Below are 13,755 nucleotides of genomic sequence, written 5' to 3'. Positions count from 1 at the left end.
ATAACTATTTGGTGTTTCCATTATAATACAAATCCTTACTAGATTTCAACACATTTTATTTTTATTTTTTTATTTGTTTTCCTTGTCCATTAATATAATAATTATTTTTATATATAAGGTCCGATATTTTCACAAATTCGTACCCCTCACCTTTTAGATATTCCAATATTTTCGGCAAATTCTCAGGGGTATATTTCGCCTCATTATGAAATAATAGTATGGACCCGGGCTTAGTTTTTTTTATTATTCTATCCAGCTCAATTTCGGCCCCTTGTGCCTTCCAATCAATACTATCTGCATCCCATTGAATACAGTAATGGTTAGTGGCTTCTACAGTTTCAATTACTAAATTATTATACTCTCCAGATGGACATCTAAAAAGTGTTGTTGCTTGCCTTGTTATAGACATTATTTTAGCATCCGTAATCGCTATTTCATTTATCATTTTCTCTTTAGATATCGTAGTCATTATAGGATGCTTATTAGAATGATTTCCTATCTCATGACCTTTTTCGTAAATGGTCTTCAATTTGTCAGGATACTTATCTATCCACGCTCCTACTACAAAAAATGTTGCTTTAACATTGTACTTATCTAATATTTTTAATATATCATCTGTTTTATCATCCCCCCAACTTGCATCAAAGGATAGTGCAATCTTTTTCTCTTTAGTATCTACAGAATATATCGGTAATTTGCGTTCTTCTCCCAAAAACACACCCTTAGTTTTTAAATTATACCCCCCTAACATAGTTAAAATTCCAAGAAAAATAGCACAAGATATTATTAGCTTCTTTTTTATGTAACCCATCCTAGCCCCTCCTTAAATAACGTATAGACGAATATTATTAATAACCTTTTATTTTCTTATACATTTATTCTTTAAATTTATATTCTAAAAGCCGAAATATATGTATAAAACCTTTAAAAATTAAAAGCACCGATTCATTTCGATGCTTTTTATGTTATAATGTTTATAGTTAATTTCACATGAAATAAAACAATTCATAATTGTTTTTACTAAGCTGACTACAAGGAGGGTGCGGTATGTTTGAAGATGCTTTAGACTTAGCTGAAAATAAGCTTCTTTTACTCTATATATTTTATAAAATAAAACTCCCTATTTCCAATATTCAAATAACACAAATTATTTTAGAAAATAATTTTATAAATTATTTTACTTTGCAACAATATATGTCAGAACTTATAGCATCTAACCTTCTTAAGCCTACTGAGCAAAAGGGTAAACATAGATTAGTCATAACACAAAAGGGTGACAATGTTCTCTCTTTATTTAAAGGAAGAATTTCCGAAACTAAGATACAGCTTATAGATGATTACTTGAAAATCCATCTAGAAAACATCAAAAAAGAACTTAGAATTAGTGCTGATTACACTATAGAAAACAATAACAACTACTTAGTAAGCCTTACTGCCTCTGAAGATACATTTACACTTATAGATATAAAGCTTAGTGTTGCTTCTAACAAGCAAGCACGGGAATTATGCAGTAAATGGAGAGAAAATCCTTCTGAATATTATACTAAGATAATTAACCTTCTTATGAAGGATTAGCCTTCTTATGAAGGATTAGCCTTCTGATAAATGATTGAGCACTATAAAAATGTCATTCCTGTGGGTTCTTTGCCAATAGAAATGGCTTTTTTATTTTCAGTAATTTTATCAATTCTTAAAAGTAAATTGTTATAATTATCCCCAACATATAAATATCTTTCATCTTCTATTATTCCTCTAGGCATACCACCAACTTTAATTTTTTTTATTTCTCTATAATTATTTATGTCTAATATACTCACTGTACCTTCTCCAAAATTTGATATATAGCAATATCTTTCATTACAATACATATCCACAGGTGAATTACCAACAGGTATTTTATACAAAACATTGTAATTTTTTAACGAAATGATGCTTATACTTCCCTTGCTATCCATACCTATATTGCTTTCGCAAACTAAAATATAGTTCCCATCCGATGTAATTACTGCTTTAGTAGGATACGCACCCACCCTAATATTTTTAATACTTCCATTTGGAGCACAATCTATTATTGATATACTATCACTATTCATATTTGCTACTATAATAAGGTTCTTATTTTTACAAATATAAATACTATGCGGTAAATTACCACAAGGAATCGCCTCCACAATGTGTTTTTTCTGTAAATCAAAAACTATTATATCATCACAATCTCCACAAATAACATAAGCTTTATTATCATAAACTGATAAATCATTACAGTGCATACCTATAAAATGACTTTCAGTTTCATAATTGTCAATATTAACCATAGAAATACTATTGTCAAAACCATTAGCTGTTAAAATTTTATTTTCATAAGCATATATACCATGAGGACCAATTCTTTTGAGATTTTTTTCATCCAAATATATTTTTTCTTCTTCTACAAAGAAATCCAAATTAACTTTTGATATGCTATCTGATGAAGTACTACACACATATAACTTTCTCAAATCCCCCACCTCCTCATAACCATAATATGAAAATAGTAATAATCTGCTAACACTGTTTTCATGAAAATAAATTATTTGATTTTGCTTCACTTCTTCTTGAAATAGTGATCAACAATAGTATATAACAACTTCTGTGGTTATTAAAATCACAGAGGATGGAGGGCAATTTCTAAAAAAGGGAGCTGCGCCAAAATAGAAATTAATTTCTACTTTGGCGCAGCTCCCTTTTTATTTAATTAAAAATTATTAATGACTCTTCATATTTCGTATTATTCTTCTCATATCTCCCACCATGTATAGTGAACCACACACTAATAATAAATCATCTTGCTTACAGTAACTCAAAGCCTTTTTATATGCCTCACCATAATTTTCAATCGACTCACAGTTAGTAGTATATTTTTCTACTTGAACTTTTAATTTTTCTGAAAGTTCTGCTCTATCACTATGTGGAGTAACAGTAATAACTCTACCTACCTTTGGAACTATTGTTTTTATCATCTCTTCAACCTGCTTATCTGCAAGTATTCCTAATATTAATACAATTTTGCTATAATTAAAATACATGTCAATACTTTCAGTAAGGCTTCTTATGCCGTCTATATTATGTGCTCCATCTATAACAACTAAAGGTTTTTCATTCATTACCTCAAGGCGTGCTGGCCACTTAACGTTTTGGAGACCATTTAAAATGTTTTGTTTGCTAATTCTAACACCTTGTTCTATAAGTTCTTCTATAGCATGAACCGCCACAGAGCAGTTTAGTAATTGATGTTTACCTAGGAGTGCCAAGTCAATAATATAATTATCATTTGGAGTTTTAACTTTCATCTTTTGAGTTATAGTAGTAATATTATTATATGTTGCATCTTCCAATGAAGTTATTGCAACCTGATTTAAATTTTCCTTTCCTAAATATAGAGATGAATTCTTTGTTACTTTTATTAATTTACATTTTCTTGCTCGGCATGTACTTTCTATTACTTCCTCACTTTGTTTTTCTTGGGGGAACATAACTACAGGGATTCCTTCCTTAATAATACCTGCTTTTTCATAAGCAATTTTTTTGATTGTATCTCCAAGTATTAGAGTATGATCCAAGCTAATAGATGTAATGACGCTTAAAATTGGTATAATTACATTTGTTGAATCAAGCCTTCCTCCTAAACCTACTTCCACCACTGCAAAATCTACACCATTTTTATAAAAATACAAAAAACCTGCACAAGTTATAATTTCAAATTCTGTTGGGTTACTATACCCTAATTCCACTACCTTATCCACTGCTTTGGAAACCTCTGTTATAATATTGCTTAAATCTGCTTTAGAAATATTTTTGTTGTTTATTTGAATTCGTTCCTCAAACTCTTCAATAAATGGTGATATATATGAGCCCACCTTATATCCAGCCTCCACCAGTACATTTGTTATCATAGCTGTAGTAGAACCTTTCCCATTTGTTCCTGCAATATGTATACACTTTAACTTTTTATGTGGGTCTCCTAAAAGTTCTAATATTTTTCGGGTTCTCTCAAGCCCAAGTTTGCTACCAAACTTTGCTGTGTCTTTTATATACGATATAGCCTCATCATAATTCATATTTATCATTCCTTTCAAACTAGGTAGTGACATTTCATACATCATCCTCTTCTATGCTTCAACCTTTTGACTTTCTCTTAAATTCTATACCATCTTATGGACAGTTAACAACCTTTTAATTTTATATTTTTATTTTAATTAAAAATCCTCCTATGTTATTTAAACATAGGAGGATTTTGACTAAACCTTATTTTAAATTTTCTATGCTTTCAATTACTGATTTATACATTTCTTTGTACTTTTCACCCTTGGCCTTTTCTTCTTCAACTACCTCGAGTGGTGCCTTAGCTGTAAACTTTTCATTGCTAAGCTTTTTATCTACTCTATCTATTTCTTTTTCTAGCTTTTCTTTTTCTTTATTCAATCTTTCTAATTCTTTCTCTAAGTCTACAAGATCAAGTAGTGGCATATAAACCTGCGCACCTTTAGTTACTACAGTAACTACATTCTCTGGAGCCTCGTCTTTAGAATCTAAAAATACTACTTCACTTGCAGATGCTAATTTTTGAAAATACACCATTCCTTCTTCAAATGCAGCCTTTCCTTCTGTAGCATATATAAATACTTTCGCTTTTCTTGAAGGTGGTACATCCATATCTGCCCTAGCATTTCTTACATCCTTTATTGCTTCTATAATATAGTTCATGCACTCTTCAGCTTTTTCATCTTTAATATAATCTTCATACTCTGGCCATTTAGCAATGGTTATAGATTCGTACTCGTTATCTAAATGAATATAAATTTCTTCTGTTATAAATGGCATAACAGGATGGAGCAATTTAAGTCCAGTTTTGAGCACCCTATTTAATACATTTAATACTATACCTTTTGCCTCACCATCTTCTGCATACAATACTGGCTTAACAAGTTCAATATACCAATCACAGAATTCTGTCCACATGAAATCATGAGTCTTTTGAAGAGCTATACCTATTTCAAACTTCTCAATATTTTCTGTAACTTCGTATACTACAGTGTTCATTCTTGATAATATCCACTTATCTGCAATAGTATAGTTTTTATTATCTTTGTATTGTGCCATTAAATCCTCATTCACATTCATCATAACAAACCTAGAAGCATTCCAAATTTTATTTGCAAAATTTCTCGCTGCCTCTACTCTTGATTCATAGAATCTCATATCGCTGCCCGGTGCATTTCCTGTAGCAAGTGAGAATCTCAGAGCATCTGCACCGTACTTTTCTATTACCTCAAGTGGGTCTGTACCATTTCCGAGTGACTTAGACATTTTTCTTCCCTTATCATCTCTAACCATTCCATGCATTAATACAGTTTCAAAAGGTACTTCCCCTAGGTTATAAAGTCCTGAAAAAATCATTCTTGCAACCCAGAAGAATATAATATCGTATCCGGTTATTAAAACACTTGTTGGATAAAAGTATTTTAAATCCTCTGTACTACTCGGCCAACCAAGTGTTGAGAAAGGCCACAGCGCTGAGCTAAACCAAGTATCAAGCACATCTTTATCCTGCTGCAGATTTACACTAGCACATTTAGTACAATTTGTAGGTTCTGTTGATGCAACAATTATTTCTCCACAATCCTTGCAGTACCATACTGGAATTCTATGTCCCCACCATAATTGTCTTGATATACACCAATCTTGAATGTTTTCCATCCAATTAAAGTATGTCTTTTCAAATTTTTCTGGAACAAACTTAGTTTTCTTTTCTCGTACAGCATCTATAGCTGGCTTTGCAAGTGATTCCATCTTAACATACCATTGTTTGGATAACAGTGGCTCTACAGTAGTAGAACATCTATCATGAGTGCCTACATTATGAGCATGGTCTTTTATTTTAACTAGTAGTCCTTGTTTATCTAAATCTTCTACAATAAGCTTTCTTGCCTCATATCTGTCAAGACCTGAATATTTTCCATATCCTTCACATATAGTAGCATTTTCATTTAAAACCACTATTTCAGGCAGATTATGTCTCTTACCTATTTGGAAGTCATTAGGATCATGTGCTGGAGTGATTTTAACTGCTCCTGTTCCAAAATCTAAATCAACGTAATCGTCTGCAACTATTGGTATTTCTCTATTTACTAGTGGCAAAATCAATGTTTTTCCTACTAAATGTGAATAACGTGAATCCTTAGGGTTTACTGCTACTGCTGTATCTCCAAGCATAGTTTCCGGTCTTGTGGTAGCTATTTCTAAGAATTCGTCACTGCCTGCTACTGGATATTTTATATGCCAAAAGTGACCTGCTTGTTCTTCAAATACAATTTCTGCATCAGAAATTGCTGTCATACATTTAGGGCACCAGTTTGTTATCCTATTTCCCTTATAAATAAGTCCGTCCTTATATAATTTAACGAAAACCTCTCTTACTGCATGGTTTAAGTTTTCGTCCATAGTAAAACTTTCCCTTGTAAAGTCAGCAGAACAACCCATTTTCTTTAATTGGCCTCTTATTTTTTCTCTATATTCACCAGTCCACTCCCAAACTTTTTCAAGGAAGGCTTCTCTTCCCATCTCTTTCTTCACAAGCCCCTTCTTTAAAAGTTCATTTTCTACCTTTACTTCTGTTGCAATACTAGCATGGTCTTCTCCTGGAAGCCACAATGTGCTATATCCCTGCATTCTTTTAGTTCTAATTAAAATATCTTGAAGTGTATTATCAAGCGCATGACCTAAATGTAATTTTCCTGTAATATTTGGTGGTGGCATCATAATTGTAAATGGTTTTTTATTTTTATCCATATCTGGAGTAAAGTATCCTTTTTCTTCCCACCAAGCATAAAGTCTTTCTTCAAAATCTTTCGGGTCATAATTCTTTGCAATATTATTATTTTCTTCCATAATTAATTCCTCCTCATTTATATCATATCTAATGTTTTTTAATTTACAAAAAAACAAAAAGAGCCTTCGTCTATAAAAGGACGAAGAACTCGCGGTACCACCTTTTTTCCTGCAAATCTACAGGCTCTTGATAATTTAACGATTAAGATAACCGTCTTTGTCTACTAATTATTATATAACAAATTCACATAATTATGTTCAACAAAGAAGCTCCGAAGCTACCTTCAAGGTTTTTCATATAGAAGACCTTACAACCTATGGATCTTCCTCTCTTAATATTATTTACCTTTACTCCTCTTCATCTAAGCTTTTTAATATTTATGAAATTTTCATTTATTTTTAATTATACCTCTTATTATTTATTTGTCAATATATTTGATTTTTAAATTTACAATATATGATTTTTTATTTTATAATACTTTATTTTTTAATTTACAATTTAAATTTACAATGTCACAACTCAATAATCTTTCATATTATATAAACATAACAACTTTATAATATGGAGGTATCTATGAAATTAAAAAAAAGTTCGATTTTTGCCCTAACATTATCTCTTGTCTTAATAACCACTTTATTTTCTGGTTGTAAAAAAGCCAATAATGACAGTTTAGTAAAAATAAAATTAAATGAAGTAGTTCGATCTATTTTCTATGCACCTATGTATGCAGCTATTTCAGAAGGTTTCTTTAAAGAAGAAGGTATTGAAATTGACTTATCAACAGGACAAGGCGCAGACAAAACCATGCAACAAGTTTTAAGCAAGGCTGTAGATATAGGTTTTTGCGGACCAGAGCAAATTATTTACATCTATAATCAGAAACGGGAAGACTATCCTGTTATTTTTGCACAATTAACACAAAAGGATGGGGCTTTTTTAGTATCTAGAAATGATGAAACAAATTTTAACTGGGAATCCTTAAAGGGAAAAACTATAATCGGTGGAAGACCTGGTGGAGTACCCGAAATGGCTCTAGAATATGTTTTAAAAAATCATGGAATTAACCCCAATACTGATATAAAACTTATTACTAACCTTGCTTTCACAGCTACTGCTGGAGCTTTCAAAGGTGGCACTGGTGATTATGTTTCACTTTTTGAACCCACTGCTAGTATGCTCAAAAAAGATAATTCCGGACATATTGTAGCTTCCATCGGTGCATCTGCTGGAACTATGCCTTATACCTGCTTTTTCGCAACAAGATCCTATATAGAAAAAAATCCAGTAATAATAGAAAAGATGACAAGAGCCATTTACAAAGGTCAAAAATGGGTAAATAGTCATTCTGATGAGCAAGTAATTACTTCAATTAAGTCTTTCTTCCCTGGTGCAGATGAGACGGCGCTTATTGGATCCATTAAAAACTATAGAAATATAAATGCTTTTTCACAAGACCCAATACTAAAATCAGAAGATTTAACTAAGCTCATGGATATAATTCAATCTTACAAAGCAGATTTAATCCCACAAAGGCCTGCCTTTGATAAAATTGTAAACAATACCTTTGGTGAAAAGGCAGTAAAAGATTTAAAATAAAGTATGAAAATTTTCCTGCGTGCCTTGCAATATGAGCTCGAAACGATAAATTTCATTAAAAAGTTCTAATCTTTTGCAAATATAAAATTCTCTGTCGCTCTCCTCTGGGTAGTTCTCTGGGGGACATAACAATTATTAATTGTTATGCATTCGCCTTCCTGGCAGGCTCACGAAAATTTTATATTCGCAAAAGAAGAATTACTAAATGTAATTTCAATGTTTATTCGCATCTTATTGCAATTCACTACGGATAATTTTCATACTTTTTTATCTTAACCCCTATTGTACGGAGTATATAATTCGTTAACAGACTCATTATATACTATCTTTCACACTCCTAAATGCCGAACCTTCATAATTATATTTTACTTATACACATTTACATTCATTTCCCCTGCAATGACAACTTCCGTAAACATCCTAGGAACCATAACAATTTACAGTTATTATGTCGTTCTCTCCCTCCCCCACAATGCCCGGAGGTCTGCTTTAAATTTCTAAATATAACTCCCTCTTAACCCTACCAATACATTCCCATAGGGCTACTTAGAATAAAGTATGAAATTTCCACCCAGTGACTTGCACTAATACGTCAATAAACATTAAATCATCTCCTGCGGAGCTGCAATATTAACGACTTTAGAAGGAGATTTATATCACCCCCTAAAGTTTTCTTACTTGTTAGGGTATGTAACTCCCACTTATAGACGTGGGAGACTTTCCTGCTGAAATGTCGTTAAACCTATGTATTTTTCTTGGATTATGCTAACAAAAGTATATATTGCGCAGAATGCATTCGAACAAGCTTTAGTAATTCTTAACTAATTTTAGTGGAAGATGCGTTAAGAAAAGTGCATGTTTGAGCGTATGCGAGTTTGCACTTTTTAGTATCTTCCAATAAAATTAGTTTAGAATTACTTAGCGAAGCGAGAGCATTCCAGCACTATACTTTTCGTTAAAGCATAATCTAAGAAAAATCTTTCAATGTAATTTCTGTTTTAATCTATTTTTTTATCACTAGCTACTTCTGCGTGTGCATCTTGAACCTCTACCTCACTATTAAGATTTTTCAATGCAACAGCCATCATAAGTTTTATTCTATTAATTTGATTGACTTCACTAGCACCTGGGTCATAATCTATAGCAGTTATATTTGCACCAGGATACCTTCTCTTTAATTCTTTAATCATTCCCTTACCTGTAACGTGATTAGGAAGACAAGCAAAAGGCTGCATACACACTATATTTTTTGTACCACTTTCAATAAGTTCAACCATTTCACCAGTCAAAAACCATCCTTCACCAGTTTGATTACCTAATGATAAAATAGGGGATGCACCCGCTGCTAATTCCCGTACAGTTTTTGGTGCATGAAATCTTTTACTATTATTAAGCACTGACTTCATGTGTTTTCTAAAACTTTCTATATAACGAATTACTATATTACTTAATATTTGATCTTTCTTACTCTTACCCAAATATTCATATTTAAAGTTGGCATCAAAAGCGCAGTATAAGAAAAAATCAATTAAATCAGGCATCACTGCCTCTCCGCCTTCACTCTCAATAACATTTATAATGTTATTGTTAGCTGTAGGGTGAAACTTAACTAAAATCTCTCCTACTAGACCTATCTGAGGCTTTGAAACATTTTTAAGTTCTAAATTATCAAAATCAGACACTATAGCAGAAACATTATATTTAAACTCTTTGCTACTACCCTTTATTACTGACTCTTTACAAGTTTTTACCCACTTTTCATAAAGCAAATTAGCCGAGCCCAGTATCCTCTCATATGGTCTAACCTTATAAAGTACCCTCATAAGTAAATCTCCGTACACCAAAGACATTATTGATTTCTTAACCAATGAATGTGTGAATTTAAACCCTGGATTTGACTCAAGGCCAGCAGCATTTAAGGATACAACTGGAACATTTGGAAATCCAGCTTCCTTAAGGGCCTTCCTAAGAAATCCAATATAATTTGTAGCTCTACAACCACCACCCGTTTGAGAAATTATAACAGAGATATTATCTATATCATATTTACCTGATTTTAGCGCAGCAATTATTTGTCCTACCACAATTATTGTTGGGTAACAAGCATCATTGTTTACATATTTTAAGCCTTCTTCTACAGCCTGAGTATCCACTGAAGGTAAAATCTCTAAATTGTACCCTGAGCAGTTAAAAGCTTCCTGTATAAATTGAAAATGTATTGGAGACATTTGTGGAGATAAAATGGTGTGTTTCTTCCTCATCTCTTTTGTGAAAATAATCCTACTATGGATCTCCTCAGTTTTTTTGGGTAAAGTTCCATTTTTATCTCTTTCATTAAGTGCAGCCTTTAAAGACCTAATTCTAATTCTCGCTGCCCCCAAATTATTTCCTTCATCTATTTTTAGTGTTGTATATATCTTTCCATTATTACTTAAAATCTCCTGAACTTGGTCTGAAGTAACTGCATCAAGTCCACACCCAAAAGAATTCAGCTGAATAAGCTCAATATTGGGCTGTTTTGCTACAAAACTAGCTGCTGCATATAATCTAGAATGATAAACCCATTGATCTACCACTCTTAGCGGTCTTTCAACAACACCTAAATGAGCTACGGAATCCTCTGTTAGTACAGGCATATCAAAATCCGTTATAACACTTGGTATGCCATGATTAATTTCTGGGTCAATATGATAAGGTCTCCCAGCTAAAACTATTCCCTTTTTCCCAGTGCGCCTAATATATTCTATTACTTCTTCACCTTTATTTTGAATATCTAATTTTACCTTATCAGTTTCATCCCATGCTTTTTTAACTGCTGAGGTTATTTCGCTTTTATCAATACCAAAACTAGCAAACTCATAAGCTAATCTCACAATCAATTTTTTATTATTGTCTAAAGATATAAACGGACTTAGAAAAACAATATTTCTTTCTTTCAAAATATCCATATTATTTTTAATTACCTCAGGATAAGAAGTTACTATAGGACAGTTATAATGATCGTCTGCTCCCGCTTGCTCTTTTTTTTCATAGGGAATACAAGGATAAAATATAGTGTCTATTCCCTTATTAATAAGACTCATTATATGCCCATGTGCTATTTTAGCTGGGTAACAAGCAGATTCTGAGGGTATTGTATCTATTCCCATTTCATATATCTGTTTAGACGATCTTTGGGACAATTCTACCCTAAAACCTAAAGTAGTAAAGAATGTAAACCAAAATGGATAATTCTCATATATGTTAAGCACTCTTGGAATACCTATTACCCCTCTAATTGCATCTTCCTTCTTTAGTGGAATATAGTTAAATATTCTTTTATATTTGTAGTCATAAACATTTGGTATTTCTTCTTTTTTATGGCTAAGTCCTAGTGCTTTTTCACAACGGTTGCCAGATATAAATTTTCTTTCATTATCAAATTTATTAATAGTAAGAACGCATTGATTAGCGCATTGCTTGCATCTGCCCATGGAAGTTTCTACAACAAAACTATCCAGTTGCTCTAGTGTTAATAATGTAGAAACTTTGCACTCTTCATTTCTTTCTTTTGCGATAAGCGCTGCGCCAAAAGCGCCCATTAAACCTGCAATGTCTGGTCTAACTGCTTCTCTACCAGAAATAAGTTCAAAAGCCCTAAGTACTGCATCATTATAAAAGGTTCCGCCTTGAACAATTATCTTTTTGCCCATGTCTTTGGGATCTCTTATTTTAATAACCTTTAGCAGTGCATTTTTAATTACAGAATAAGAAAGTCCTGCTGATATGTCCCCTACTGATGCACCTTCCTTTTGAACTTGCTTAACTCTTGAATTCATAAATACAGTACATCTTGAACCAAGGTCTACTGGGCTTTTAGAACTAAGAGCTACATCTGCAAAATCCTCTACTTCCATATTTAAAGAATTAGCAAAAGTTTCTATAAAAGACCCACACCCAGAGGAACACGCTTCATTTAGCATTATACTATCTATGACACCATCTTTTATTTTTAAACATTTCATATCTTGTCCACCAATATCTAATATAAAATCTGCTCCTGGTAGAAAGAATTCTGCTGCCTTGTAATGGGCTATAGTTTCAATTTCTCCAATGTCTACTTTTAAAGCTGCCATTATTAATCCTTCACCATAACCTGTTACTGCTGAATTTTTAATAATCGTACCAACTGGTAAAACAGTGTATATATTCTTTAATATTTTTCTAACCATAGTTAGTGGATTACCTTCATTACTTCCATAATAAGAATATAAAAGCGCTCCATCCTCATCTATAAGTGTAGCCTTAGTAGTAGTAGACCCAGCATCTATACCCAAGAAACAATTTCCCTTGTAATCTTTTAATTCTCTTCTTGCTACCTTATATTGACTCTGCCTCTTGTTAAAAACTTGTAGCTCCTCTTCATCTAAAAATAAGGGCCTAAGTCTTTGGACTTCCTGATTAGATACTTGCTTTAACTTTGGAAGTTGCTTGTTTAATTCTTCAAAGGTAATAATGTGTTTATCCTTTGATGCCATAGCTGCACCTAGCGCAACAAACAGCTGAGAATTCTCCGGAAAAATAATTTCATCCCCTGTTAATTTCAATGTTGAAATGAACCTTTGTCGTAGTTCAGACAAGAAAAATAACGGTCCACCTAAAAATGCAACATTCCCCTTAATTGGTTTGCCACAAGCAAGTCCACTAATAGTTTGATTAACTACTGCCTGAAAAACTGATACAGCTATATCTTCTTTTGCTGCACCTTCATTTAATAAGGGTTGAATGTCTGTTTTTGCAAATACTCCACATCTAGCTGCAATTGGATATATAGTTTTATGAGCCTTTGCAAGTTCATTAAGCCCTGTGGCATCTGTTTGAAGAAGTGATGCCATCTGATCGATAAATGCACCAGTACCTCCAGCACAAGTACCATTCATTCTTTGATCTATTCCTCCATCAAAATATATGATTTTTGCATCTTCTCCACCTAGCTCTATTGCTACATCAGTTCTTGGAATAATATTTTCTATAGCATAAGTGCTAGCTACTACTTCTTGAATAAATTCAATATTGAGCCATTTAGATAGAGCTAGTCCACCAGAACCCGTTACCATTATAGTAATATTGCATTCTTTGAAATTACTATAAGCCTCAGTTAAAAGCTCAGCTATTGTACTTTTTATATCAGAAAAATGCCTCTGATATTTACTATATATTATTTTTTCTTGCTGATTTAGTACTACTATCTTAACAGTAGTCGATCCTACATCTAACCCAACATGTAATATTTTTTTCATAATTATCTTCTC

Annotated in this window: 7 protein-coding genes and 1 other annotated feature; of the genes, 2 read left to right on the top strand and 5 right to left on the bottom strand. The window is 32.4% G+C overall.

Annotated features, from left to right (window positions below):
• Positions 1 to 61: 61 nt before the first annotated feature.
• Positions 62 to 811, bottom strand: a complete 750-nt coding sequence (pdaB, locus tag KPL51_RS09925; protein ID WP_216160331.1) for a polysaccharide deacetylase family sporulation protein PdaB — start codon at positions 809 to 811, stop codon at positions 62 to 64.
• A 236-nt stretch (positions 812 to 1,047) separates the two neighbouring features.
• On the opposite strand from pdaB, the gene KPL51_RS09920 reads away from it, so the two are divergent.
• Positions 1,048 to 1,575 (top strand): DUF4364 family protein, encoded by a 528-nt coding sequence (locus tag KPL51_RS09920; protein ID WP_216160328.1) that lies wholly within the window; start codon positions 1,048 to 1,050, stop codon positions 1,573 to 1,575.
• A 41-nt stretch (positions 1,576 to 1,616) separates the two neighbouring features.
• Here KPL51_RS09920 and KPL51_RS09915 read toward each other — a convergent pair whose 3' ends face one another.
• From KPL51_RS09915 to KPL51_RS09905, 3 genes are all read right to left on the bottom strand, one after another.
• Entirely contained in the window at positions 1,617 to 2,498 is an 882-nt protein-coding gene (locus tag KPL51_RS09915) for a YncE family protein (RefSeq protein ID WP_216160325.1), read from the bottom strand.
• 246 nt (positions 2,499 to 2,744) lie between these two features.
• Positions 2,745 to 4,097 (bottom strand): bifunctional folylpolyglutamate synthase/dihydrofolate synthase, encoded by a 1,353-nt coding sequence (locus KPL51_RS09910; RefSeq protein ID WP_216160523.1) that lies wholly within the window; start codon positions 4,095 to 4,097, stop codon positions 2,745 to 2,747.
• Between the two features lie 187 nt (positions 4,098 to 4,284).
• Positions 4,285 to 6,927, bottom strand: coding sequence for a valine--tRNA ligase (locus tag KPL51_RS09905; RefSeq protein WP_216160322.1), 2,643 nt, complete (start codon positions 6,925 to 6,927; stop codon positions 4,285 to 4,287).
• A 73-nt stretch (positions 6,928 to 7,000) separates the two neighbouring features.
• Positions 7,001 to 7,241 (bottom strand) — a binding site (T-box leader).
• 200 nt (positions 7,242 to 7,441) lie between these two features.
• Here KPL51_RS09905 and KPL51_RS09900 point away from each other — a divergent pair.
• On the top strand, positions 7,442 to 8,464 hold the full coding sequence (locus tag KPL51_RS09900) for an ABC transporter substrate-binding protein (RefSeq protein ID WP_216160319.1): 1,023 nt from the start codon (positions 7,442 to 7,444) through the stop codon (positions 8,462 to 8,464).
• A gap of 998 nt (positions 8,465 to 9,462) precedes the next feature.
• On the opposite strand, the gene KPL51_RS09895 is transcribed toward KPL51_RS09900, so the two are convergent.
• Complete coding sequence (locus KPL51_RS09895; protein WP_216160316.1) at positions 9,463 to 13,743, bottom strand: 2-hydroxyacyl-CoA dehydratase; 4,281 nt, start codon at positions 13,741 to 13,743, stop codon at positions 9,463 to 9,465.
• Positions 13,744 to 13,755 lie beyond the last annotated feature (12 nt).

It is taken from the genome of Clostridium bowmanii (assembly GCF_018861315.1).
In the GTDB taxonomy this organism is placed as follows: domain Bacteria; phylum Bacillota; class Clostridia; order Clostridiales; family Clostridiaceae; genus Clostridium_AD; species Clostridium_AD bowmanii.
Note: the sequence above shows the minus strand (reverse complement) of the source record. Positions and strands in the feature narration are given on the sequence as shown.

Bases quoted from the DNA above. Each gene is read 5' to 3' on its own strand.
- pdaB (WP_216160331.1), bottom strand. From the start codon at position 811: ATGGGTTACATAAAAAAGAAGCTAATAATATCTTGTGCTATTTTTCTT.
- KPL51_RS09920 (WP_216160328.1), top strand. From the start codon at position 1,048: ATGTTTGAAGATGCTTTAGACTTAGCTGAAAATAAGCTTCTTTTACTC.
- KPL51_RS09910 (WP_216160523.1), bottom strand. From the start codon at position 4,097: ATGAATTATGATGAGGCTATATCGTATATAAAAGACACAGCAAAGTTT.
- KPL51_RS09905 (WP_216160322.1), bottom strand. From the start codon at position 6,927: ATGGAAGAAAATAATAATATTGCAAAGAATTATGACCCGAAAGATTTT.
- KPL51_RS09900 (WP_216160319.1), top strand. From the start codon at position 7,442: ATGAAATTAAAAAAAAGTTCGATTTTTGCCCTAACATTATCTCTTGTC.
- KPL51_RS09895 (WP_216160316.1), bottom strand. From the start codon at position 13,743: ATGAAAAAAATATTACATGTTGGGTTAGATGTAGGATCGACTACTGTT.